Source organism: Cytobacillus firmus (genome assembly GCF_023715565.1).
GTDB lineage: Bacteria > Bacillota > Bacilli > Bacillales > Cytobacillaceae > Cytobacillus > Cytobacillus firmus_C.
On record NZ_JAMBOJ010000012.1, the window covers coordinates 1 to 23,894 of the forward strand.

The following is a 23,894-nucleotide window of genomic DNA, read 5'->3' on the forward strand; positions in this document are numbered from 1 at the left end:
AAGGAAATTCACTGCCAAAAAATAAGAATTTAAAGAATTAATACCCTGAAATAAGAGAAAGGTGAATTTGAGCGCACTCAAATTCACCTTTCTTACTATCTGAAGCTAGTTTTGTCCCAGCCCCTTTCGTTTATTTTTTAGCCGTTACTTTTGTCAGCAGTTGGTCAGAAGCTGCAATTTCCACTCCTTTATAATAATGGGTAACGATTTCTTTGTAGTTCTTTCCTTCAGCTGCCATGCCATTTGCTCCGTATTGGCTCATACCGACTCCGTGGCCATAGCCCTGGGTGTTGATGATGATATTGCCACCTTTGCGCTCCCAGGTAAAGTCTGTGGATTTAAGGCCCAGTTTCTCTCGAATGTCTTTTCCGCTGACTATTTTCCCGTTAATATCCACTTTGGAAACCCGCTGGCCGGCTGTTCGCTCAGTCACTTTGCCGATAGTGCTGTCATTTGGAAGCTTCACGCCCAATTTCCTTTCAAAATCCTGTACAGAGATCACCTCTCTGCCGTTAAACTTCGGCGACTGAAGGTCCCATTTGCTTTCTACACTCTTTAAATAAGGAACGGAATTTGGCCAGATGGCTTCGGAATTTTCGGTAAAGCCGTTGCTTGTTGAAAAGAAGGAAGCTGTTATCGGCGAGCCGTCAAAGGTAAGGATCTGGCCTCTCGTTTCACTAACGGCTTCTCTTACCTTTTCGATTTTCCACTTATAATCCTTTTTCCACTGCTGCCTCAGTTCCTCATCATTTTTATAAACCTGGTGGGTTACGGTATCATACACTAGTGCCCCTTCAGGAAGTTCCACGCTATCTTTGTTCATCATTTGTTTCACGATAAAGGTTCTTGCCGCCAATGCCTGCGCCTTTAATGCTTCTTCTTCAAACTCGGCCGGCATTTCCGATGCTACCACTCCGACAATATAATCTTCTAGCGGTACCGTTTCCACCTTCTTCTGTGCAAGGCGGTAGACTCCTACCTCTATGGCTGGCCCTTGAGGAATTTCTGCCGCCGTCTCCTTCTTTGCATCAGTCTTAAGTTCCTCGCCAAGCTTCCCGCTGACATTTCCTTCTGTAAAAGGAATAACAAGCAGGGAGGGAACGATGAGTGTGACGGCAAATAACAGTGCGGCTAGTACGATGAAAGGTTTGAATTTTGTCATGTTTTAAGCCTCCATAGCAAATAAATAATTCGAACTCAATTCATGTTTATGGCTATGGACAAGCTAATATGACAATAGATTAATATTTGCTTCATAAGTTCGGTGAAGGTGCAGATAAAGGGTAAATTTGCTGGTCCTTACTTAATTTAAAGCAGTGATTTCCAGCATTTTTAACAGGGAATCCATACAGATTTCTTTTTGTGTGCGGATAAGGCCAATTTGTGTGCGGATAAGTTTTTTTGTGTGCGGTTGGGCAAGATTTATATGCGGATAAAATTATTTGTGTGCGGAAACTAAGTTGATTGAGCGCTCGATCGAAAAAGCAGCAATAGCAAAAACCGCAGAATCGATTTGTCAGTCCTCTGACAGCTCGATTCTGCGGTTTCAGTTGAATATGCACGTAAGGTGACTATTATGACGACTCTAATGCAGCCGCCCTTGATTGCATTACTTATGCGTTCATGTCAGAAACAAGACCGTTGTTAACAGGTGCTTCTTCCACTTCTGTAATACGTTCAATATCTGCTCCAAGGCCTGCAAGCTTTTCGTGGAAGTCTACATATCCGCGGTCAAGATGCTTCAGTTCTGTCACGCGTGTTACACCATCTGCCACTAATCCAGTAAGGATTAAAGCTGCGGCAGCACGAAGATCTGTGGCAGCTACTTCTGCGCCCTGCAGATTGCTTGGTCCGTTCATGATTACAGAACGGCCTTCAATTTTAACATCGGCGTTCATACGGCGGAATTCCTCCACATGCATGAAACGGTTTTCGAATACTGTTTCTGTAATCACACTTGTACCCTGAGCGTGAAGCAATAGGGCCATCATTTGTGATTGCATGTCTGTCGGGAATCCAGGATGAGGCATTGTTTTAATATCAACAGCCTTCAACTTGTCTGGACCCATAACTCGGATGCCTTCAGCTTCTTCAATGAAGGTAACACCCATTTCTTCCATCTTGGCTATTAATGAAGCAGAATGCTCCATAACAGCACCTTTTACTAGGACGTCTCCGCCTGTAATGGCAGCTGCCACCATGAAAGTTCCTGCTTCAATGCGGTCAGGGATGATGTTGTGTTCTGCACCGAACAGTACGTCCACACCTTCAATGCGGATCGTGCCCGTTCCTGCTCCCTTGACCTTGGCACCCATTTTATTAAGGAAGTTAGCCAGGTCTACAATTTCAGGTTCCTTTGCTACGTTTTCCAAAACTGTTGTGCCTTTGGCTAGTGTTGCAGCCATCATAATGTTCTCCGTAGCACCAACGCTAGGGAAATCGAGATAGATTTTTGCTCCGTGCAAGCGGCCTTCCGGTGCTTCCGCTTCAATAAAGCCATTACCAACCTTTACTTTCGCACCCATCGCTTCAAAGCCTTTTAAATGCTGATCGATCGGGCGGGAACCGATTGCGCAGCCCCCTGGCAATGCCACACGGGCACGGCCATTTCTTGCTAATAAAGATCCCATGACTAAAACTGAAGCACGCATTTTGCGTACATATTCAAATGGTGCTTCTACCTTCAACTCTCGAGATGCATTTACTGTTACTGTATTATTTTCAAACTCCACTTCGGCGTTTAAATAGCGTAATACTTCATTAATAGTATATACATCGGAGAGTGTTGGGACATCACGAATTACGCTTTTGCCATCACTTGCTAACAATGTTGCGGCGATAACCGGTAAAACAGCGTTTTTTGCTCCTTCAACTTTCACAGAACCGCTTAACCTTTTTCCGCCGCGGACGATGATTTTATCCAAAGTGTATTCCCCTCCGCGTCCAATTTCTCTATATTAATATTCAATCGTTATGATGGGTGTGCCAATAACTATGTTTGTCTTGGCGCCCATTCCATTTGTCCGTAATCCAAGCTGCATGTTCATTTCATTGCCATTTGTCTCAATCAACTCACCAAAAACAGGTGAATGTGCTGATGTTGAAATAAAATGGTCTTCTTTTAATGACTCTATTTCTGTCGCATTAAAAGCGTCCAGTAGTTGATTTGCAATATCAGGCAAAGACTTATTAATCTTACCATTGAACTCACCCTGGATACAAGAGAAAATTGTGGCATTTCCTCGAAAAATGTCAGAAATCTTACTATTTAGTTCTGCAGCCAGTTTGCTCTGATCTTGTTTCCACCCCTGACCTTTGGCCTCATAAATCAGATACGTCTGAACTTGACCTTTTGTGGGGGTTGATAAAATTTTTATTGCTTCTGACTGAGCATCTGTCTGCTTATAAATAGCTTTTGCTTCCCAGGATTTTTCTGTTTTATGAAAATTCCATTCCCAATCAGGATATTTCGACTGCAGATCTTTGGTGAATGCTATTACTTCCTGAAGGTTCTGGTTTTCCATTTTTTCTCTCGCATGCAAAGTCCAATCTTTGATTAAGATATTCTCGTCCTGTAAAACCGAGGCCATCGTTAACAGGTCAAGCTCCCCTTTGGCTACAGTCGTCTTATTCCCAATGTTTATCATCATGAAACCAATAATGGCAATAATAGATAAAGTACTGAATGATTTTTTCATCTGTAAACCCCTCCCCTTAGTACCATTGTTACCAAGGATAGAGTGAGCATACTTGGGAATTGTCGTCACTTTTTGACAAACTGAAAAGGGTGTAAAATCACTGTTAATTTCGATGCTTTTTCTGCCTTTTTATGCATACTTTGAAAATCATTTCACATGATAGTATGTATGCTGGAAAACAAGCAACAAAAAAATTTTACTCAATAACTGTCAAATTGAAAACATGTATGAAGACCTATATTTATAAAAAATTTGGCTATCATATGCAGCGCTAAAAAAAGGTGATGTGCTGAAGTATAAGCGGAAGCTGCTGGGACCATAAAAGATAGTCGAGAAAGAAGTTGCTGACGGCTGATCCAATTACAATTGAAAGCAGAACATACAATACACGTGCCTGAAAAACATGATTCGCCTTCAATAGGGTTTCAAACCGCAATGCCTGAAGCGCCCACCATGCCAGCGCAATAAACACCAGATGAGACATAATACTGATGAGTGCCTGCTGCCCAAATCCTGATATCATCTTCTTCCCTCCTTTAATTCATTGCCATTTCGCTTACCTGCTTTGTGCGCTACAATACCATTTGACGTTAATACTATCAGGTAAGTTTCATGACTGAATATTTTTTGAAAATTAAGTTTCTTTATTTTTCGCAATTTATAAGTCCATTATATCGAATTGTCGAAAAAACACGAAATTTAAAGAAAGGCAAACAAAAAGAAGGGGAAATTCCCCCCTCCTATGAATACCCCTTTTGTCCCTTTTTCTTTAATAATCCTGACCGCTGCAGCCACGTGCTTTCCGCGGAGAGGAACAGAGCTCCCCGGCTTCGCCTGTGGAATCTCCCGCAGGACATTGAATAAGTTCCACGAATAAGCACCGCACGAAGAAATTGCGTTAGCATTGTCGAGGATCAAGTGGCCTCCGATCCATCCAACTCTGTGGAAAAACCTATGTTTGTTTAGAAAAAAATAACTACATTATTATATATGCTTATTGAAAAAAATCAGTAAACTGATTGAAATTGCCCTGCAGGAAGTCAAATGCGATATTTGGTGCAATTCCGAACAGGATGGTGGCTGCCAGGCTGATGCCGATAACAGCTGTTAAAGCCGCCGGAATCTTAACTTTTCCTGTATCAGCGGCCGGTCTGAAGAACATTTGCACCATGACACCGAAATAGTAGAAATATGAAACGACTGTGGTCGCGATCATAATCGATACCAGTACATAATGGCCTTCATTCGGCACTAATGCACCCATGAAAATATTCAGTTTGCCAATAAAACCGGCTGTCCCCGGAATGCCTGCAAGTGAAAGCAGGAAGATGGCCATGGCGATGGCCAGGAACGGTGCGCGGCGGTAAAGCCCGGCAAATTGGCCGATATCTTCTGAACCTGATTTATGTGTCACATGCTGGATGATTGCGAAAGCGCCAAGGTTCATGAATAAGTAGGCTCCAAGGTAAAACCAGAGCGTATCAAACATGAACAGTGACATGCTAGCAATCACGACCAGCAGGTAACCGGCCTGAGCAATGCTTGAATAGGCAAACAAACGCTTGATATTGCGCTGTCTTAGCGCAATCAGATTCCCAATAATCATCGTGGCTCCTGCAAGGAAGGCAATGTAATCCTGAAGTGCCAGAATCATTGGAAGCCCCTGTACATCACCGGATGGTGCGTTCGCAAAGATTGAGAACAGGATGCGGATAATGATGATGAACCCTGCAGTTTTAGAAACGACACTTAAAAAGGCTGTTACAGGTGTTGGAGCCCCCTGATACACATCCGGCGCCCACATATGGAATGGCGCTGTTGCCAGTTTAAAAGAAAGTCCCACTACAATCATAAAGAATGCAAGGCCTAACAGGTAAATATGCTGTTCGTTATAGATGGATGTCAAAAATCCGGACATTTCCTTTAAATTCGTCGTTCCAGTTAAACCGTATACATAACTCATTCCGAACAACGTGATTGCTGTGGCAATACTGCCGTTGATCACATATTTCATGGCAGATTCGTTTGAATGCAGATTTCTTTTTCTCATGCCTGCCAGAATGTAGGACGAAATGGAAAGAAGCTCAAGTCCCACAAACAATGTAATTAAATCTCCGCTTGAAGACATGATCATTGCCCCAAGTAATGCAGCCATGAACAGATAGAAAAATTCTCCCCTGAATTCTTCCAATCCTTCATTCGGCTCATAGCCAATGGCAATCAGCAGCACCATAGCTGATCCAATTAAGAGCAGAAGCTTAAAAGCTTTTGCAAAGGAATCAAGCCTGAACGTGTCAAATAAAATGGACTCCGGACTATGCCCAATATGGCCCAGTAAAGAAACGAGAGCCGCGATTATTCCGGCAAAGCCGACCCAGCCGAGAATTTTCCGGCTTTGGGATTTCGGCATAAACAAATCCATTAGTGAAAGAGCGGTCGCAACACCAAGGATGATGAACTCCGGCGTCATTATGCCCCATTCATACGATAATAATGTTTCGAGATCCATCCTTCATCACCCTCCTATCCCAAGCATGATCGTTTCAAGTGTTGAGGTCAGCGGTTCGCTCAGCACACTTGGATAAACACCAATCAGGACAATTAAGCCGACTAAGACCAGGACAGGCACGAACTCAAACTTTTTCATATCCGTTATGCCGGCAAAGTCCCGATGCGCTTTGCCATATGTGATACCTAGTACCGCGCGAAGCAGGTAAACAGCTGTCATAATGATTCCGATTGTACCGACTGCAGCGAGAATCGGCATTTCTTTAAACAGGCCAAGGAAGGCCATAAATTCACTCACAAACCCTGACATGCCAGGAAGGCCAAGGGAGGCCATTGCACCTGCAAGAAGGAAGCCTGCCGTAATCGGCATCCCCTTTGCCAAACCACCGAGATTTTGAATATTGGAGGTTTGAAAGCGTTCATAAAGAACACCGACAAGGAAGAATAATAGTGCTGCGATTAACCCATGAGAAACCACCTGGAAAATCGCCCCCTGTATTCCTGCCTCATTTAATGCACCTAACCCGATTAAAACGATTCCCATGTGGGAAATAGAAGAATAGGCAAGCACCATTTTGAAATCGGTCTGAACAAATGCCAGGAACGCTCCATACAGTAAATTCACAACTCCAAGCACTGCCAGCCATACAGCAAGGCTTTGGAATTGCTCAGGAAATATCCCCATTCCGAAGCGGATTAAACCGAAAGCTCCTATTTTCAAGAGCACTCCAGCATGCAGCATAACGATTGATGGCGGAGCTTGTACGTGGACCCTCACCATCCAGCTGTGAAGAGGGAAAATCGGAAGCTTCACACCAAATGCAATTAAAAGCGCAATCAGCATGCCCATTTTCATATTTTCAGAGATTGGCGCAACAAGCTGCGGATTATCTGCGTTCATTGCAGCCATCAAAGCATCAATATTGGCTGTGCCAGTACGGGCAAACAGCACCATAATGACAATCAGCAGAACAGCAGATCCAAGTCCGTTATAGATCAGGAAGCTGTATGCAGCATTTTCCTTTTCATAGTAACCCCATTTCCCGATCAGGAAGAAGGTCGGAATTAATGTGATTTCAAAGAAAATAAAGAAAAGAATCAGGTTTTCAGCGGCAAATACACCCAGCATGCCGACTTCAAGAAGCAAAAACAGCATGAAGTAGCCCTTCCATTCTTTTTTAATATGAATAGAAGCAATCGCTGCAAGTGTTGAAAGTACAGCTGTCAGGACAATCATGATCAGGGAGAATCCATCCAGCCCCAATTCATAATCAATGGAAAAAAGATTTCCAAGCTGGCCGGCATCGCCAAACTGAATCCAGCTTGCTTTTTCATTCAGCTGTTCCAAATCTGCACCTGCCCGGTATTGAAAATAGGCGATCAGCGCCAATACCAGCGCAGGAAGTGTGGCCAGAAAGCCAACTGTCTTGATCAATGATTCCTGCGTTCTCGGCAGGAAAGATAACACTAAAATACCAAGCAGCGGGGAGAAAACTAAAATGGATAGAAAATAAGCTAAGTTCATTTTAAGTACCCCCCTGTAAACGCATAGATGACCACTAAAATAGCAAGGCCGACAAACGCAACTGTTCCATAAGTCTGAATCTGGCCGTTATGGATTTTCGAACCAAGTTTTCCGAGTGCAGACGCAACTCCAGTTACGCTCTTAACAAGACCTTCAACCAGGAATACTTCCAGGAATCGTAGGAATGAACTGATGAATTTCGCCCCATTCACAACGGTCAGCGAATAGAATTCATCGATATAGTATTTATTGTACAGAACGTTGTATGAAAGCGGCATTCTGCTTGTCAGCCAATCGCGTGATAGCGAGCGTTTGCCGTACATTAGCCATGCAAGGAAAATTCCAAGCAGTGATACAGCCGTTGCGACAATCATAATCCATGCTGGCCCTTCAATATGGCCATGGCCCAGAGCATGGTTATCTTCCACGAGCCAATCACCAAGGAATGTTCCAAACCATGGTGTATTCACATATCCAGCTACTACAGCCAGCACCCCAAGCACCACCATCGGCAGTGTCATGACACTTGGTGATTCGTGTACATTCTTCATATCACTTCTTGCTTCACCAGCGAAAACCATGAAGAACAGGCGGAACATATAAAATGCCGTGAAGAACGCGGCAATTACTGCGAGCCAGAAAAGCGCCGTGTTCCCATGTGCCCACGCAGCAATTAAAATTTCATCTTTACTGAAGAATCCGGAAAATAACGGCACTCCGCTGATCGCCAGTGTTCCGATCAGGAATAGAGGACCTGTCACGCGCAGCTTCTTCCATAGGCCTCCCATATGTTCAATGTTCTGTGTATGAACGGCATGGATGACACTTCCTGCTGCAAGGAACAGCAAAGCCTTGAAAAAGGCGTGCGTCATTAAATGGAAGACACCAGCTACATATCCTGCTGATCCCAATGCCAGCATCATATATCCAAGCTGGCTGACGGTTGAATAAGCGAGAACCCGCTTAATATCCTTTTGAACCAGGCCAATGCTTGCTGCAAAGATGGCTGTGAAGGCCCCAATGACAGCAATGGTCATCAGTGCTGTCTCACTTGCCGCAAAAAGCGGGAATAGCGCAGCCACTAAGTACACACCTGCCGCTACCATTGTCGCTGCATGGATTAATGCGGAGACCGGCGTTGGCCCTTCCATCGCGTCAGGAAGCCAGGTGTGGAGCGGGAATTGGCCCGATTTACCGACAGCCCCTACAAAAATAAGAATCGCCGTTAACGTAATCATTGTGCCAGAAATGGCACCTGCTTCAACTGCTGCAAAAATTTCATCATACTCGAAGCTGCCAGCCTGCCAGAATAATAGAATCATTCCGATCAAAAGACCGACGTCTCCGATACGGGTCATGATAAATGCCTTTTTAGCCGCAGCCTTTGCTTCCTCTTTGTAAAAATAGAAACCGATCAGCAGGAAGGATCCAAGTCCGACAAGCTCCCAGAAGAAATACGTCTGAAGCAGATTAGGCGAGATAACAAGGCCCAGCATGGCAAATGTAAATAACCCTAAATAGGCATAGAATACAGGAAAACGATCATCCCCCTGCATATAGCCTTTTGAATACATATGTACCAGGAAACTGACAAGTGAAACAATCACCAGCATCAGTGCATTTAACTGATTAACTTCAAAACCCGCTGTTAACTGAACATCCCCTATAGTCAGCCAAACGCCTTCTGCTTTATAAGTTGGTGCCGAAAAACGGTCAACCAGCACCAATAAGGAATAGACAAGCGATGCCAGGGTAAACAAAATCCCGATATAAGCACTCGCTTCTTTTAGCCGTTTGCCGAATAAAATAAGGAACAAAAACGATAAAAGCGGGAAAAGCGGTATGATCCATGCATTCTCCATCATTATCACAATCCCCTTTTTTGAACACACCCCTTAGCACGGCGTGCCAGATTGGGACCTTATGAACAGGTCCTTTAAGGCGGGAGCCACTTAAGGCCGCCTTTTCATTTCTCTATTCTCAGCCAGTCCGGCTGCATTTTTCACAGTGTCTTTAGTGTTTCATGGCATCCATTTCATCAATGTTAACGCTCTTTTTGTTACGGTAAAGTGAAATCAGGATTGCTATACCTACGGCCACTTCTGCTGCAGCAACCGCAATGACAAATAGCGTAAAAATCTGTCCGGTAATGGACGGTGTGATGCCATATTTGCTGAATGCCACAAGATTAATATTAACCGCATTCAGCATCAGTTCGATTGAGATCAGGACAATCACAGTATTGCGCTTAGTCAAGGCACCATACAGACCGATGCAAAAGAGGATTAAAGCCAATGCCAGGTACGCTTGAACGGGAACTGTACTCATTCCTTTTCCGCCTCCTTTTCATCGTCTTTTTTGGCCAGAACAATGGAACCAATCAAAGCGACCAATAAGAGGACAGAGGTTACTTCAAACGGAATAATGAATTTTGAGTACAGTTCAATTCCGATTTGCTCTGTATTATTGACATGAAGGTCATTCGGCGCTGACGGCAAATCGAGGTTATATATTCCGATGTAGACCGCGAATGCAAAACCGAGAACCCCCACGAATACTAACAGCTTACGCCAGCGGCCGGTATTGGGCTCGCTTGTGTCGTTATGGCGCGTCAGCATGATTCCGAACAGCATGACGATGGTTATCGCACCAGAGTAAATCAAAATCTGGACCGCAGCCAGGAATTCAGCAGAAAGCAGCACATAAATTCCGGCGATGCTGACAAATGTAAATACAAGGGCGACAACCATATGCACAACTTTGGTAAGGTTCAATAAAAGCACGCCGCCGATGACCGCAACTAAAGCTAGAGACATAAACGCTAAAAACTCACCTGAAAACGTCATGCTTTATTCACCTTCCGTATATTTTCATCATTTTCATCGAGCCACTCAAGGTTTTTAAACAGCTCATCGCGGCTATATTCCGCCAGTTCAAAATTATTGGTCATGATAATCGCTTCGGTTGGGCAGACCTCTGTACACAAGTCGCAAAGGATACAAATTTCGAAGTTGATATCATAGGTATCAATGATCTTCCCCTTTTTGGCAGGGTCCGGATGCTTTTTCCCTGTCAGCTCGATACAATCGGTTGGACAAATATTTGCACACTGATTGCAGACAATACACTTTTCAGGGTAAAACTTTTGAATTCCCCTGAACCGGTCCGGAAGCGGAAGCGGCTCATTTGGGTAGTCATAGGTTACCTTTTGGCGTGTCAGGTTTTTAAGGGTATACGATAATCCTTTCGCTAAACCAAGCATGTTTTTCACCCCTTGTAAGAAATGCGGAAGGCGCCCGCTTATTAAGGAACGCAGACTAAGACCGCCACGTCCTGTGGCAACGTCTGCATGACCCGCCTCCTGCGAGCCTCAAGCATAAGACGAGCCGGCTGAAAGGTTGTTCTTTAACCTTTTGGCCGGATTGGCTTAGACCTGAGAGCCGATGGCGCCTGAAGCTGGACAATTTCAGAAATTGCCGATCCTCAATTAAAATATATTAAGCCACTCTTTCAGCAAAGCTGTTAAGAAAATATTCGCAAGTGCTACCGGCAGCAGAACCTTCCAGCCAAATTCCATGAGCTGGTCTGCACGGAGGCGCGGGAATGTAACACGAAACCAGACTAAAGCAAAGATTACAGCCGTAAATTTAAGCGCAAACCAGACGGCGCCCGGAATGAACTCCAGGAACGGCAGTGGAAGCCACCCGCCAAGAAATAATACGGTTGTCAATGAAGCCATGGCAAAGAAGTATACATATTCCGCAAGCATGAAGAACGCCCAGCGGAAGCCGGAATATTCAACATGGAAACCGGCGACCAGTTCTGATTCTGCTTCAGGCAAGTCAAATGGGACACGGTTCAGCTCCGCCGTAGAAGCAATCAGGAATACGATGAAAGCAATAGGCTGCCAAATAATGAACCAGCCATTTTTTTGAGCTTCCACGATTTCATTCAGATTTAGACTGCCGGTTAAAAGGATAATTCCTAATACAGACATAACGAGTGGAATCTCATAGGAAATCATCTGTGCAGCGGCACGCATTCCGCCAAGCAATGCATATTTATTATTGGAAGCCCATGCTCCGGTTACAATACCGACTGTTGTCAGCCCGGAAATGGCGATGTAGTACAGCAATCCAACTCCAATATCAGCAAACTGCAGTTTATCTGTAAATGGAATTGTCGCCAGCACCATGAATGCCGGTGCAAACGCAATAACCGGTGCAAGAATAAACAGCGGCCTGTCTGCAAGCTTAGGAATGGTGTCTTCTTTTAAAAGAAGCTTTAATACGTCCGCAACAGTCTGCAGCAGCCCCCAACGTCCGCCGACCTGATTCGGCCCGTGGCGCAGCTGCATAAATCCCATCACTTTACGCTCCGCCAGAATAGCGTAAGTAACAAACCCCAGAACAACTAATAGTAAAACGGTGGCAAGCAAGAAGAAAATACCGAAATTCAGCAGACCTGCTTCGGAATGGAGAAGTTCTTCTACCATTAACCGTCCACCTCCCCAAGGACAATATCAATTGCCCCTAAAATAGCAATCAAGTTCGCAATGTTTTCGCCTTCAAGCAATTTTGGGAGAATCTGAAGATTATAGAATGATGGCCTCCGGAATTTCATCCGGTATGGCTCCTTCTTTCCATCACTCGCGATATAGCAGCCGATTTCTCCCCTTGGAGATTCGATTCTGACAAATGCTTCCCCTTTTGGCGCTTTGATGATTTTCGGCACTCTTGCCAGAATATCACCTTCTGCCGGGAATTGCTCCACCGCTTGTTCTAGGATTTTTAGTGATTCTTCAATTTCCTGCATGCGCACATGATACCTGGCCCAAGCATCCCCGCCGTCCTGAACCGCGACATCGAAATCAAAGCGGTCATAGATGGAGTATGGCTCATCTTTGCGAAGATCCCAATTTACACCTGTACAGCGCAGATTTGCACCGCTTAACGAGTAGTTTAAAGCATCCTCTTTCGTATACTTTCCTACCCCTTTGACACGATTCATGAAAATTTCATTTCCGGTTACCAGCTGATGATAGCCTTTGAGCTGTTCCCGCATATATGGAACAAACTCTCTTACTTTATCAATCCAGCCTTCAGGAGCATCCCATTTTACACCGCCGACACGCATATAGTTAAACGTTAAGCGGCCTCCGGATATCTCATTCAGCATATTGATGATCATTTCACGCTCTCTGAATGCATAAAGGAATGGGCTTGTTGCCCCAATATCCAGTAAATATGTACCCCACCATACGAGATGGCTGGCAATCCGGCCTAGCTCCATGGTGATTATCCTCAGATATTCAGCCCGATCCGGAATTTTCAAATCCATCATCGTTTCTACTGCATGGACAAGGATATAATTATTCGTCATAGCGGCAAGATAGTCCATTCGGTCTGTATAAGGAATAATTTGCGTATACTGCAGGTTTTCAGCCAGTTTCTCCGTTCCGCGGTGCAAGTAGCCGATGACCGGTTTCGCCTCTTTGATGATCTCCCCGTCAATTTTCAGAACAAGGCGAAACACACCGTGCGTACTTGGATGCTGAGGCCCAACATTCAATAGCATTTCTTCTGTTCGCAGCATTGGTTACACCTCCACATCGTACGGTTCATAGTCTTTTCGCAGCGGATGACCGATCCAGTCTTCCCCCAGCATAATCCGATATAAATTCGGGTGTCCCCTGAATCGGATGCCCAGCAAATCATACGCTTCACATTCCGGCCAATCGGCTCCTGCCCATAACGGCTGCAGTGAATCAATTACCGGCTCATCGCGTTCGATTTTAACCTTGAGTGCAACTGATTGACGGTTTTTGTATGAGTATAAGTGAGCATACACTTCCATGTGGGTCTCAAAATCGGTGCCATGAAGCTCTGACAGATAATCAAAGCCAAGCTGTTCATTATATTTCAGGAATTCTGCCAATTTAAAATATGATTCAGCTCTGGCAACCAAAGTCGGCACTTCCTTGGAGAGATTATTAATATAGTACTCTTCAAGAACATCAGATCCCAGGTTCTTTTCAATTACCTTTACATATTTATCAAGGTAAGGCTGATTAACAGATGGAGCTTTTTCTGCTGCTGGTTCAGCGTCAGCCTTGCTTCCGGCAGCTTTAGCCTTCGCGGCTGCGGCGGCTTTGGCCTTTGCTTTCGCTGCTGCGATTGCCTTTGCCTTTTCGTCATCAGCTGATCCGTCTGCTTTGCCTGCTGCGGCTAATTTTGCTTTGGCAGCAGCGGCGGCCTTTGCCTTGGCAGCTGCAATCGCTTTTGCCTTTTCATCATCCCCGCCACTTTGTTTTGCTTGAGCTGCTGCTTTAGCCTTTGCAGCTGCAGCAGCTTTGGCTTTCGCGGCTGCGGCTGCCTTTTGCTTCGCCATATCCATGTCTTCTGCAGGTGTCTCTTCCTTTGTTTCTCCCTGCTCTTTCGCTTTCAGCTTCGCCAGGGCGGCTGCCTTTGCCTTCGCGGCTGCGGCGGCTTTTTGTTTCGCTAGATCCATATCTTCTGCAGATGTCTCTTCCTTTGTTTCTCCCTGTTCTTTCGCTTTCATTTTAGCCAGGGCGGCTGCCTTCGCTTTCGCGGCTGCGGCTGCCTTTTGCTTCGCCATATCCATGTCTTCCCCAGGTGTCTCTTCCTTTGTTTCTCCCTGTTCTTTCGCTTTCAGCTTCGCCAATGCGGCTGCCTTTGCTTTTGCTGCTGCGGCTGCCTTTTGCTTCGCCATATCCATGTCTTCTGCAGGTGTCTCTTCCTTTGTTTCTCCCTGCTCTTTCGCTTTCATTTTAGCCAGGGCGGCTGCCTTTGCTTTTGCTGCTGCGGCTGCCTTTTGCTTCGCCATATCCATGTCTTCTGCAGGTGTCTCTTCCTTTGTTTCTCCCTGCTCTTTCGCTTTCATTTTAGCCAGGGCGGCTGCCTTCGCTTTTGCTGCAGCCTCTTTTTTCAGCTGTTCAAGATCCTTTTCTCCGCTCATAGGTTAGATCACCTTCTTCCCAGTCTTAGCCTCATAACGGATTTTCTCTTTTAACTTGTTAATTCCATAAATCAATGCTGCCGGGTTGGGCGGGCATCCTGGTATGTATACATCAACAGGGACTATCTGGTCGACCCCTTTAACAACTGAGTACGATTTCACATATGGCCCACCCGCAGTTGCACAGGAGCCCATCGCGATCACCCATTTAGGTTCAGGCATTTGATCATAAAGGCGGCGGACAATAGGAGCCATTTTCTTTGTTACTGTCCCTGAAACAATCATGACATCAGACTGGCGGGGAGATGTACGAAAAAAAGAACCAAAACGGTCCAGATCGTAATGCGATGAACCCACACCCATCATTTCAATGGCACAGCAAGCAAGCCCGAAGGTCATTGGCCACAATGAATTGCTCCGCGCCCACGCTTTAATTTGTTCCAAAGTTGCCATAAACACATTGCGCTGCAGTTCTTCCATTTCTTCCGGTGTAATATTATCCAGCTTTAAATCCATTTCAGCACCTTCTTTTTCCATGCATAAACAAGTCCAATTATTAGCATAAATACAAAAATCAGCATCTCAATCAATGCAAAAATACCAAGCTTCTCATATGCCACAGCCCACGGATACAAAAATACTGTTTCCACATCAAAAATGACAAACATCAGGGCAAAAATATAATAGCGGACATTGAACTGCACCCTAGAATCATGGAATGGCTCAATCCCGCTCTCATATGTGGTATACTTCGTATCATATGGCTTATAGGGCCGCAAAAGCTTCCCCAAAAACAAAGCCACCACAGGCAGCAATACCCCCAGGCACAAAAACACGAAAACTATCAAATAGTTATTCTGGTATAAATTCCAAAGCTCCATGCCCATCCCCTCCAATGCTGAAAATTTTCACAACATTTAAACATGTAACCGTAACCATTATACACCCTACTCTCCCATGTGTCGACACAACCTAAGACTATTATTGGAAATTATTGATGGGCTCAAAAATCAGGTTCTCCGGAAGAGAATTGGGAATTTACAAACCCGCGATTAACAACTTCCTAAGATTATATGAGCTTGCCCCCTGTTAATATCCATTAAATTTATCTTTATATTCATCTACCATTAATAAACAAACTTTCTTCTTTGTCAGTGAGATATGTAACACCCCGGAGTAATTTTTTGTAATACACCTTATAGGAAAAACTTTCTTTTAAAACCATATTAAGGTCCAAATATATCAAATATGACTATTTATCATACTTTATGTCCATATAGCATGACCATTATGATGGTTTGCCATTTTTGCGTTATTTTCCTGAAATCTGCGTAATTTAATTATTACCTCCCTGTTCTTTTTCTCAAAATTTTCTGTGCTAGCATAATAATTGTCAACCAAGCTAATAGGAGGTTTAACATGAAAAAATATTTTTATTATCTGCTCGCGAGCTTAATCATCTGGAGCACAGCAGGTGCAAGCGCATATGCAGAAGAAGTAACTGTAAATAAAGGGGATACCCTATGGTCTATAGCACAAAAACATGAAGTGTCTGTTCAGGATATTAAAAACTGGAATGGACTAACCGGAGATTTGATTCACCCAAAAGATAAGCTTGATGTCTCACCTGAAGAAATCTACATAGTAGAATCCGGTGATACTCTCTGGAATATTGCAAAAAAATACAACATAAATGTACGCAACCTTAAGAAGTGGAATCAGCTTCAATCCGATTTCATCAAACCTGGATTAGAGCTAATCATTTATAAAAATGAATCAATTAAAAAAGAAGCTTCTAATCCTAAGACTGTCGTAAAAGCAGCCAACACCAATAAGCCGGCAGAAAAGGAAGGCAAAGTTCTGACTGTCACTGCAACTGCCTATACAGCGAGCTGCCAAGGATGCATCGGCATTACAAAAACAGGCGTCAATCTTATCGATAATCCGGATGAAAAAGTAATTGCAGTTGATCCGGACGTGATTCCTTTAGGTTCTAAAGTATTTGTAGAAGGATATGGCTATGCAACAGCCGAGGATATAGGCGGCGGAATTAACGGACATGAAATTGATGTATTTATTCCTGGAGAACAGGATGCACTGCAGTGGGGAAGAAAAGATGTAAAGGTTACTATTCTAAATTAAACAAAGGAGGTCTCTCACCGCAGAGACCTCTTATTTCAATTCCTCTATCCATTTACAGGCTGCTACTTGATCAAGTTTGTTTCAGATACCCGGCAAAAAGCTTTTAATAGATTCTTCATACATCGAATCCGGAACGCTTCGTCAAATAAGAACACATTGAATATCTCAGATTCTAGCATAAGGAATACTTGAATGGTGGCATCATCCTTGTTGCTTATATAATTATTTGTAAAATAGATGATTAATTCTCTTTCATAATATTCTATTGTTCCAAATAATACAGTCGACAAGGAAATCACCCCCTGGAATTCTCAAACCTTGTCTTTTATTAAGACCAAATATCTAATTTTGTACGTCGATAACTGTCTAGCTCCAGTGCTTCCGCTTTTCTAAGCATGTTGATACTATATGACTCTATTCTCCAAGTTTCAACAAATTCTGACAATTTTAACTAAATAGTTAAGCTGGTGATTCCTTTTTAATATAAATGAAACATAGATGTTTTCTTTGAAATTTATTTTTGTGATAAAGTTATATTAAGAGCTTAGATTAGGAGAATTACTATGACTAAAAACAACTGCCAAGCTATTCAAAAATTCGATGAGCTCGTTACAAAAAGCAATGAGCTGAAAAGGGAGCTGGATGTGACTCCTTTTGAAGATAAACAAAAGTTCATGAGCCTTCTTAAAAAGCTCATAACCGTGCATAAGAATTTGGATCAGTTAACCTTATATGACCAGACAAAGTATTAAAATAGATGAAGGACAGGCAAATGCCTGTCCTTTCTTCATGTATCAGCATCAACCACTCACCCACCAACATATCAACCATTCATAAAATTCACCTAATAAAACAGGCTGCCCTCTTTGTGGCAGCCTGTTTCTATCATTAGCGTCTTCTTCGGTTTCTAAGGAAGGCCGGTGTATCAAGTGACTCTTCCTGCGGGTCAGCCTGCACACGATAGTTATCCTGCACCGGTTCCCGATATTCCCGGGGCTCTCTGACCGACCGGCGACGGCTTGGTTCTTCTGCATAATGATATGTATGATCATATTCTTTTTCTACAGATGGTCTTGTACTCGGTTTCACCCTTAACTCCTCTTGTTCATTGAAGCCTGTAGCGATAACCGTTACAAGAATTTCTTCCTTTAATGAATCATTAATGACTGAACCAAAAATCATATTCACTTCTTCATCTGAAGCAGAAGCAACAATATCTGCAGCCTCCTGAACTTCATATAGGCTGATATTTGCTCCGCCTGTAATGTTCATGATGACGCCACGGGCTCCGTTGATGGACGTTTCAAGCAGCGGGCTAGAAATGGCTTTACGGGCTGCTTCAGCTGCACGGTCCTCCCCAGTAGCAATCCCGATCCCCATCAGTGCAGTTCCTTTATGAGACATTACTGTTTTGACATCAGCAAAGTCAAGATTGATTAAACCAGGAACAGCAATCAGGTCTGAAATGCCCTGAACGCCCTGGCGAAGAACATTATCTGCTTCCATAAATGCTTCAAGCATAGGTGTTTTCTTATCAATAATCTCCAATAAGCGATCATTTGGAATAATAATGAGCGTATCCACAGCTTTTTTCATGGCTTCGATGCCTGCATCCGCATTGGCTGCACGCTTGCGTCCTTCAAATTTGAAAGGACGGGTTACGACACCAATGGTCAGTGCACCCACTTCACGTGCAATTCGTGCAATAGCAGGAGCTGCACCCGTTCCGGTTCCTCCGCCCATTCCGGCAGTAACGAAGACCATGTCAGCACCCTTCAGCACTTCACGAAGCTGACTTTCACTTTCCTCAGCTGCTTTTCTGCCCACTTCAGGATTTGCCCCAGCACCCAGGCCCCTTGTTAAGGCTGCACCGATTTGCATGGTTACTTCTGCCTTTGATTGATTTAGAGCTTGTCCATCTGTATTAACAGCAATAAACTCTACTCCCTCAACTCCATGTTCGATCATCCGATTAACAGCGTTATTCCCCCCGCCGCCGACTCCGATGACTTTGATCGTAGCGTATTGGTCTATATTTGTATCAAACTCCAGCATTTCGGCTCCTCCTTTTATTCAAATAGACTTGCATGATATAGCTTTAAAAAAGAGAGTAACCTTTAAAGGTTTACTCTCTTCTATTGTAAAGGCCTATATAAAAGAATTCGAGTGATTTATCTCTTTTTTGGGGCAATTTTCTTAAAACTCGGGTGGTAAATATTTCTGAATCAAATGCAGAGCGCCTTGTTCACCCCCGTCAAGCACAAGACGAGGAGCTCTGAAAGGTGTTCTTTACCTTTCTGGGTGGAATGCCCGAAATGTAGAGATGACTGTCCAGAGGCATAAGACGGTTCCAGTAAGAAGGTGTATTTTCTTCTGAAAGGAAACAGCTTATGCCCCCGAGTCCCTGGGAGCCGCAACTAGACAAGCTTACGAGGGGGGTAGGTGCTGGAGCTGGATGCAGATACTCTTCCAAGAGTTATTCACATTATTCAATTTTAAATTTTTTATACAACAAAAAAACACCCCCCAGCCCAGCCAGGAGGTGTTGTGAATTGTTATTAGTACTTTCTTTCCGAAACTTCGATACGGTTGATCGCACGCTGAAGTGCAAGCTCTGCACGACGGAAATCAATGTTTTCACGCTTCTGCTCATTCATGCGCTGTTCAGCACGCTGCTTGGCACGAACAGCACGCTCTACATCAATTTCATCTGCCTGTTCAGCAGATTGCGCTAAAATCGTTACCTGCTCCGGACGGACTTCTAGGAATCCGCCGCTTACTGCGACGAAATCAGTTTTTCCGCCGTTTTTTAAACGAACGGCTCCAATTTGTAACGGTGCAACCATTGGAATGTGTCCAGGTAAAATTCCAAGCTCACCGCTCTGAGCTTTTGTGCTTACCATTTCCACATCTGATTCATACACCGGGCCATCGGGAGTAACAACACTGACTTTAATCGTCTTCATTTTTTACCCTCCTGGTCCAGAATTAGACCTCTACGCCCATTTTCTTTGCACTCTCGATTACTTCTTCGATTCGGCCGACAAGTCGGAATGCATCTTCTGGCAGGTGGTCGTACTTGCCTTCAAGAATATCCTTGAAGCCTTTAACTGTTTCTTTAACAGGTACGTATGAACCTGGCTGGCCAGTAAACTGCTCAGCAACGTGGAAGTTTTGAGATAAGAAGAACTGGATACGGCGCGCACGTGCTACGATTAGCTTGTCTTCATCAGAAAGCTCATCCATACCAAGGATCGCAATGATATCCTGAAGTTCTCTGTAACGCTGTAATGTTTGCTGTACTTGGCGTGCAACTGAGTAGTGCTCTTCGCCAACGATTTCCGGTGACAATGCACGGGAAGTGGAGGCAAGTGGATCCACCGCAGGGTAGATACCCATCTCAGAAAGCTTACGCTCAAGGTTAGTTGTTGCATCTAAGTGGGCGAAAGTTGTAGCCGGAGCCGGATCCGTATAGTCATCGGCTGGTACGTAAATCGCCTGGATGGACGTAACAGAACCTACGTTAGTAGATGTGATACGTTCCTGTAATTTACCCATTTCAGTAGCAAGTGTCGGCTGGTAACCAACGGCAGATGGCATACGGCCTAATAGGGCTGATACCTCTGAACCTGCCTGAGTGAAACGGAAGATGTTATCCATGAAGAAAAGAACGTCCTGGCCCTGATCATCACGGAAGAATTCAGCCATAGTCAAGCCAGTCAGGGCAACACGCATACGCGCTCCCGGCGGCTCGTTCATCTGGCCAAATACCATCGCTGTTTTCTTGATAACGCCTGAATCTGTCATTTCATGATAAAGGTCATTACCTTCACGCGTACGCTCACCAACACCGGCGAATACAGAAATACCGCCGTGCTCCTGAGCGATGTTATTGATCAATTCCTGGATTAAAACGGTTTTACCTACACCGGCACCACCGAACAGACCGATCTTACCACCTTTAATGTATGGAGCAAGAAGGTCTACTACCTTAATTCCAGTTTCAAGAATTTCTACTTCAGTAGAAAGCTGCTCAAACTTAGGAGCCTCTCTGTGGATAGAATCACGACGGGCATCTGCAGCAATTGCTGGATCTAAGTCGATTGATTCTCCAAGCACGTTGAATACACGTCCAAGTGTTACATCACCTACTGGTACAGAGATAGGAGCACCAGTGTCAATAACTTCACTTCCGCGCTGTAAGCCGTCAGTAGAAGACATTGCAATTGTACGGACTGTATCATCACCTAAATGAAGGGCAACTTCAAGAGTTAAGTTGATGTCAACTTCAGATTCGTTACGCGCTGGGTTAGTAACAGTCAATGCATTATAGATCTCAGGAAGCTGGCCGCTTTCGAACTTTACGTCAACAACCGGACCCATAACTTGAAGAACGCGTCCTTTGTTCATCTTTTTCCCTCCTAATTACGAATGCGGAAGCGCCTCGGTCAGCCCCGACAAGCATAAGACAAGCCCTGCAGGAAGGCGTTCTTACCTTCCTGAAGGGATCGGCTTATGACTCGAGGGCTAGGCGCTGTAGCTGGACTACTCTCATTAGAGTATAAATCCAAGTTTTTTTATTCTAACGCGGCTGCTCCGCCGACGATTTCGGTAATTTCCTGCGTGATGGCTGCCTGACGTGCACGGTTGTAGCTTAGGCTTAACGAATTGATAAGCTCTTTAGCATTATCCGTTGCATTCTGCATCGCTGTCATCCTTGCAGCATGTTCACTTGCCTTACTGTCTAATAGAGCTCCATAAATCAAGCTTTCAGCATATTGAGGCAGCAATACTTTTAAAATTTCTTCAGCGGAAGGTTCAAACTCATAAGATGTAAGCTTTGCCGAACTGGAGATATCCGTAAGCGGAAGAAGCTTCTTCTCTGTTACATCCTGTTGAATCGCGCTGACATAATGGCTGTAGTACATATATAATTCGTCAAATGTCTCATCAGCGAACATGCCAACTGTTTTGCTGGCAATATCCTTGATTTCAGCAAATGCAGGCTGGTCCGCAACAGCAACAATATCCAGAATGACGTTCATATTGCGCTTTCTGAAAAAGTCACGGCCTACACGTCCGATTGCAATGATTGCATACTCATCCGGTGATTTATGGCGCTTTTGAATTGTCTGGTAGACATTTCGCAGGACGTTACTGTTATAAGCTCCCGCAAGTCCGCGGTCAGAAGTGATTACAAGGTAACCAGTTTTCTTGACTGGGCGGCTGGTCAGCATTGGATGTGAGACATCTTTGCTTCCCAAAGCGATGCTTGCCGTAACTTCCTGGATTTTCTCCATATAAGGCACGAAAGATCTTGCATTCATTTCCGCCTTATTCATTTTCGCAGCCGATACCATCTGCATTGCTTTTGTAATTTGACTCGTTTTCTTCGTAGAAGTAATACGATTTTTTATATCGCGTAATGATGCCACAGGTTCTCACCACCCTTTTTCAAAGTTTGTCAGACCCTAACAAGAGAAGCAAAGGGAGGGGATTAAACCCCTAACCTTATTTGCATGCTCTATTATTCGGATACTGCGAAAGTTTTCTTAAAGTCGTTAATCGCAGATGCCATATCGTCATCAGAAGGAAGTTCTTTTGTAGTCACGATATGGTCTAACAAATCTTTGCGGTTATGGTCTAACCATGAAAGGAATTCAGATTCGAAACGACGAATATCCTGTACAGGAATGTCATCTAAGAAGCCGCGAGTAAGAGCGTAAAGGATTGCAACCTGCTTCTCAACTTTTAACGGCTTGTTAAGATCCTGCTTTAGAACCTCTACTGTACGGGCACCACGGTTAAGTTTAGCCTGTGTTGCTTTATCAAGGTCAGAACCGAACTGGGCAAATGATTCAAGTTCACGGTATGAAGCAAGGTCAAGACGCAGTGTACCTGCAACCTTTTTCATTGCTTTGATCTGTGCAGATCCACCTACACGTGATACAGAAAGACCTGCGTTGATCGCCGGACGTACACCGGAGAAGAATAGGTCAGACTGAAGGAAAATTTGTCCGTCAGTGATTGAGATAACGTTGGTCGGAATGTAAGCCGAAACATCGCCTGCTTGTGTTTCGATAAATGGAAGAGCAGTGATTGAACCTGCACCTTTCGCATCGCTTAGCTTTGCAGCGCGCTCTAATAAGCGGCTGTGCAAGTAGAATACGTCCCCTGGATATGCTTCACGGCCTGGAGGACGGCGCAATAGCAATGAAAGCTCACGGTAAGCAGAAGCTTGCTTTGTTAAGTCATCATACACAACAAGAACGTGTTTGCCGTTGTACATGAACTCTTCACCCATTGTTACACCGGCATAAGGAGCCAGGTATAGCATTGGAGCAGGCTGCGATGCAGATGCTGTAACTACGATTGTGTAATCAAGGGCACCTTGCTTACGAAGTGTTTCTACTGCATTACGAACTGTAGATTCTTTTTGTCCGATTGCCACATAGATACATACCATATCCTGATCTTTTTGGTTCAGGATTGTATCGATTGCAACGGATGTTTTACCTGTTTGACGGTCACCGATGATTAACTCACGCTGTCCGCGGCCGATTGGCACAAGTGCGTCAATCGCCTTGATTCCTGTTTGAAGCGGCTCGTGTACGGATTTACGATCCATAACACCTGGTGCCTGGCTTTCAATCGGACGTGATTTAGTTGTGTTAATTGGTCCCATGCCATCTACTGGCTGTCCAAGAGGGTTTACTACGCGGCCAATTAGTTCTTCACCAACCGGTACCTCCATGATGCGGCCCGTACGGCGTACTTCATCGCCTTCACGGATTTCTGTAAATGGTCCTAAAATGATAATACCGACGTTATTTTCTTCAAGGTTTTGTGCCATCCCCATAACGCCGTTTGAAAATTCAACAAGTTCTCCAGCCATGACATTGTCGAGGCCATGAGCACGAGCGATACCGTCACCAACAGAGATAACCGTACCTACATCACTCACTTGAATTTCCGACTGATAGTTTTCGATTTGCTTTTTTATCAGCGCACTGATTTCTTCAGCATTGATGCTCATGAGTTTC

General features: G+C 44.3%; 23 protein-coding genes. 2 read left to right on the forward strand and 21 right to left on the reverse strand.

Annotated features, from left to right (window positions below):
• Window positions 1–130: 130 nt before the first annotated feature.
• From spoIID to M3205_RS06515, 15 genes are all read right to left on the reverse strand, one after another.
• Window positions 131–1,162: a stage II sporulation protein D gene (spoIID, locus tag M3205_RS06445; protein WP_251169163.1), complete on the reverse strand. Its 1,032-nt coding sequence runs from the start codon at window positions 1,160–1,162 to the stop codon at window positions 131–133.
• 451 nt (window positions 1,163–1,613) lie between these two features.
• Window positions 1,614–2,924 carry a UDP-N-acetylglucosamine 1-carboxyvinyltransferase gene (gene murA / locus M3205_RS06450; protein WP_251169164.1) on the reverse strand — a complete coding sequence of 437 codons (1,311 nt, stop codon included), beginning with the start codon at window positions 2,922–2,924 and terminating at the stop codon, window positions 1,614–1,616.
• 33 nt (window positions 2,925–2,957) lie between these two features.
• Window positions 2,958–3,698, reverse strand: coding sequence for a YwmB family TATA-box binding protein (locus tag M3205_RS06455; protein WP_251169165.1), 741 nt, complete (start codon window positions 3,696–3,698; stop codon window positions 2,958–2,960).
• A 271-nt stretch (window positions 3,699–3,969) separates the two neighbouring features.
• On the reverse strand, window positions 3,970–4,221 hold the full coding sequence (locus tag M3205_RS06460) for a DUF1146 family protein (RefSeq protein ID WP_251169166.1): 252 nt from the start codon (window positions 4,219–4,221) through the stop codon (window positions 3,970–3,972).
• A 471-nt stretch (window positions 4,222–4,692) separates the two neighbouring features.
• A complete protein-coding gene (gene nuoN / locus M3205_RS06465) occupies window positions 4,693–6,207 on the reverse strand; it encodes an NADH-quinone oxidoreductase subunit NuoN (protein ID WP_251169167.1) in 1,515 nt (504 codons plus the stop codon).
• Window positions 6,208–6,213: 6 nt separating this feature from the next.
• Window positions 6,214–7,731 carry an NADH-quinone oxidoreductase subunit M gene (locus tag M3205_RS06470; RefSeq protein WP_251169168.1) on the reverse strand — a complete coding sequence of 506 codons (1,518 nt, stop codon included), beginning with the start codon at window positions 7,729–7,731 and terminating at the stop codon, window positions 6,214–6,216.
• Window positions 7,728–9,596: an NADH-quinone oxidoreductase subunit L gene (gene nuoL, locus M3205_RS06475; protein WP_251169169.1), complete on the reverse strand. Its 1,869-nt coding sequence runs from the start codon at window positions 9,594–9,596 to the stop codon at window positions 7,728–7,730. Before nuoL ends, M3205_RS06470 begins: the two co-directional genes overlap by 4 nt.
• Window positions 9,597–9,744: 148 nt before the next feature.
• Window positions 9,745–10,059 (reverse strand): NADH-quinone oxidoreductase subunit NuoK, encoded by a 315-nt coding sequence (gene nuoK / locus M3205_RS06480; protein WP_035327883.1) that lies wholly within the window; start codon window positions 10,057–10,059, stop codon window positions 9,745–9,747.
• A complete protein-coding gene (locus tag M3205_RS06485; protein ID WP_251169170.1) occupies window positions 10,056–10,577 on the reverse strand; it encodes an NADH-quinone oxidoreductase subunit J in 522 nt (173 codons plus the stop codon). The genes nuoK and M3205_RS06485 overlap by 4 nt, the downstream gene beginning before the upstream one ends.
• The gene (gene nuoI, locus M3205_RS06490; protein ID WP_251169237.1) at window positions 10,574–10,993 is read right to left on the reverse strand and encodes an NADH-quinone oxidoreductase subunit NuoI; all 420 of its coding nucleotides are present in this window, start codon (window positions 10,991–10,993) and stop codon (window positions 10,574–10,576) included. The genes M3205_RS06485 and nuoI overlap by 4 nt, the downstream gene beginning before the upstream one ends.
• Window positions 10,994–11,218: 225 nt before the next feature.
• Window positions 11,219–12,226, reverse strand: a complete 1,008-nt coding sequence (gene nuoH, locus M3205_RS06495; protein ID WP_251169171.1) for an NADH-quinone oxidoreductase subunit NuoH — start codon at window positions 12,224–12,226, stop codon at window positions 11,219–11,221.
• The gene (locus M3205_RS06500) at window positions 12,226–13,326 is read right to left on the reverse strand and encodes an NADH-quinone oxidoreductase subunit D (RefSeq protein ID WP_251169172.1); all 1,101 of its coding nucleotides are present in this window, start codon (window positions 13,324–13,326) and stop codon (window positions 12,226–12,228) included. Before M3205_RS06500 ends, nuoH begins: the two co-directional genes overlap by 1 nt.
• A 3-nt stretch (window positions 13,327–13,329) precedes the next feature.
• Window positions 13,330–14,709 carry an NADH-quinone oxidoreductase subunit C gene (locus M3205_RS06505; RefSeq protein ID WP_251169173.1) on the reverse strand — a complete coding sequence of 460 codons (1,380 nt, stop codon included), beginning with the start codon at window positions 14,707–14,709 and terminating at the stop codon, window positions 13,330–13,332.
• A gap of 3 nt (window positions 14,710–14,712) precedes the next feature.
• Window positions 14,713–15,225, reverse strand: coding sequence for a NuoB/complex I 20 kDa subunit family protein (locus M3205_RS06510; RefSeq protein WP_035327895.1), 513 nt, complete (start codon window positions 15,223–15,225; stop codon window positions 14,713–14,715).
• Entirely contained in the window at window positions 15,216–15,590 is a 375-nt protein-coding gene (locus M3205_RS06515; protein ID WP_035327896.1) for an NADH-quinone oxidoreductase subunit A, read from the reverse strand. Before M3205_RS06515 ends, M3205_RS06510 begins: the two co-directional genes overlap by 10 nt.
• 538 nt (window positions 15,591–16,128) lie before the next feature.
• On the opposite strand from M3205_RS06515, the gene M3205_RS06520 reads away from it, so the two are divergent.
• On the forward strand, window positions 16,129–16,851 hold the full coding sequence (locus M3205_RS06520; protein WP_251169174.1) for a LysM peptidoglycan-binding and 3D domain-containing protein: 723 nt from the start codon (window positions 16,129–16,131) through the stop codon (window positions 16,849–16,851).
• A 62-nt stretch (window positions 16,852–16,913) separates the two neighbouring features.
• On the opposite strand, the gene M3205_RS06525 is transcribed toward M3205_RS06520, so the two are convergent.
• The gene (locus tag M3205_RS06525; RefSeq protein ID WP_251169175.1) at window positions 16,914–17,141 is read right to left on the reverse strand and encodes a hypothetical protein; all 228 of its coding nucleotides are present in this window, start codon (window positions 17,139–17,141) and stop codon (window positions 16,914–16,916) included.
• Window positions 17,142–17,414: 273 nt separating this feature from the next.
• Here M3205_RS06525 and M3205_RS06530 point away from each other — a divergent pair, with 273 nt between their 5' ends.
• Window positions 17,415–17,603 (forward strand): hypothetical protein, encoded by a 189-nt coding sequence (locus tag M3205_RS06530; protein ID WP_251169176.1) that lies wholly within the window; start codon window positions 17,415–17,417, stop codon window positions 17,601–17,603.
• A 136-nt stretch (window positions 17,604–17,739) separates the two neighbouring features.
• Here M3205_RS06530 and ftsZ read toward each other — a convergent pair whose 3' ends face one another.
• From ftsZ to atpA, 5 genes are all read right to left on the reverse strand, one after another.
• Entirely contained in the window at window positions 17,740–18,906 is a 1,167-nt protein-coding gene (ftsZ, locus tag M3205_RS06535; RefSeq protein ID WP_251169177.1) for a cell division protein FtsZ, read from the reverse strand.
• A 503-nt stretch (window positions 18,907–19,409) separates the two neighbouring features.
• Complete coding sequence (locus tag M3205_RS06540; RefSeq protein ID WP_251169178.1) at window positions 19,410–19,817, reverse strand: F0F1 ATP synthase subunit epsilon; 408 nt, start codon at window positions 19,815–19,817, stop codon at window positions 19,410–19,412.
• Between the two features lie 22 nt (window positions 19,818–19,839).
• Window positions 19,840–21,261, reverse strand: coding sequence for a F0F1 ATP synthase subunit beta (gene atpD / locus M3205_RS06545; RefSeq protein WP_251169179.1), 1,422 nt, complete (start codon window positions 21,259–21,261; stop codon window positions 19,840–19,842).
• Window positions 21,262–21,428: 167 nt separating this feature from the next.
• Window positions 21,429–22,286, reverse strand: a complete 858-nt coding sequence (locus M3205_RS06550; protein WP_251169180.1) for a F0F1 ATP synthase subunit gamma — start codon at window positions 22,284–22,286, stop codon at window positions 21,429–21,431.
• Window positions 22,287–22,378: 92 nt separating this feature from the next.
• The gene (gene atpA / locus M3205_RS06555; RefSeq protein WP_076257122.1) at window positions 22,379–23,887 is read right to left on the reverse strand and encodes a F0F1 ATP synthase subunit alpha; all 1,509 of its coding nucleotides are present in this window, start codon (window positions 23,885–23,887) and stop codon (window positions 22,379–22,381) included.
• Window positions 23,888–23,894: the final 7 nt, after the last annotated feature.

Coding starts and splice junctions, on each gene's coding strand:
- spoIID (WP_251169163.1), bottom strand. CDS start 1,162: ATGACAAAATTCAAACCTTTCATCGTACTAGCCGCACTGTTATTTGCC.
- M3205_RS06455 (WP_251169165.1), bottom strand. CDS start 3,698: ATGAAAAAATCATTCAGTACTTTATCTATTATTGCCATTATTGGTTTC.
- M3205_RS06460 (WP_251169166.1), bottom strand. CDS start 4,221: ATGATATCAGGATTTGGGCAGCAGGCACTCATCAGTATTATGTCTCAT.
- nuoN (WP_251169167.1), bottom strand. CDS start 6,207: ATGGATCTCGAAACATTATTATCGTATGAATGGGGCATAATGACGCCG.
- M3205_RS06470 (WP_251169168.1), bottom strand. CDS start 7,731: ATGAACTTAGCTTATTTTCTATCCATTTTAGTTTTCTCCCCGCTGCTT.
- nuoL (WP_251169169.1), bottom strand. CDS start 9,596: ATGATGGAGAATGCATGGATCATACCGCTTTTCCCGCTTTTATCGTTT.
- nuoK (WP_035327883.1), bottom strand. CDS start 10,059: ATGAGTACAGTTCCCGTTCAAGCGTACCTGGCATTGGCTTTAATCCTC.
- M3205_RS06485 (WP_251169170.1), bottom strand. CDS start 10,577: ATGACGTTTTCAGGTGAGTTTTTAGCGTTTATGTCTCTAGCTTTAGTT.
- nuoI (WP_251169237.1), bottom strand. CDS start 10,993: ATGCTTGGTTTAGCGAAAGGATTATCGTATACCCTTAAAAACCTGACA.
- nuoH (WP_251169171.1), bottom strand. CDS start 12,226: ATGGTAGAAGAACTTCTCCATTCCGAAGCAGGTCTGCTGAATTTCGGT.
- M3205_RS06500 (WP_251169172.1), bottom strand. CDS start 13,326: ATGCTGCGAACAGAAGAAATGCTATTGAATGTTGGGCCTCAGCATCCA.
- M3205_RS06505 (WP_251169173.1), bottom strand. CDS start 14,709: ATGAGCGGAGAAAAGGATCTTGAACAGCTGAAAAAAGAGGCTGCAGCA.
- M3205_RS06510 (WP_035327895.1), bottom strand. CDS start 15,225: ATGGATTTAAAGCTGGATAATATTACACCGGAAGAAATGGAAGAACTG.
- M3205_RS06515 (WP_035327896.1), bottom strand. CDS start 15,590: ATGGAGCTTTGGAATTTATACCAGAATAACTATTTGATAGTTTTCGTG.
- M3205_RS06520 (WP_251169174.1), top strand. CDS start 16,129: ATGAAAAAATATTTTTATTATCTGCTCGCGAGCTTAATCATCTGGAGC.
- M3205_RS06530 (WP_251169176.1), top strand. CDS start 17,415: ATGACTAAAAACAACTGCCAAGCTATTCAAAAATTCGATGAGCTCGTT.
- ftsZ (WP_251169177.1), bottom strand. CDS start 18,906: ATGCTGGAGTTTGATACAAATATAGACCAATACGCTACGATCAAAGTC.
- M3205_RS06540 (WP_251169178.1), bottom strand. CDS start 19,817: ATGAAGACGATTAAAGTCAGTGTTGTTACTCCCGATGGCCCGGTGTAT.
- atpD (WP_251169179.1), bottom strand. CDS start 21,261: ATGAACAAAGGACGCGTTCTTCAAGTTATGGGTCCGGTTGTTGACGTA.
- atpA (WP_076257122.1), bottom strand. CDS start 23,887: ATGAGCATCAATGCTGAAGAAATCAGTGCGCTGATAAAAAAGCAAATC.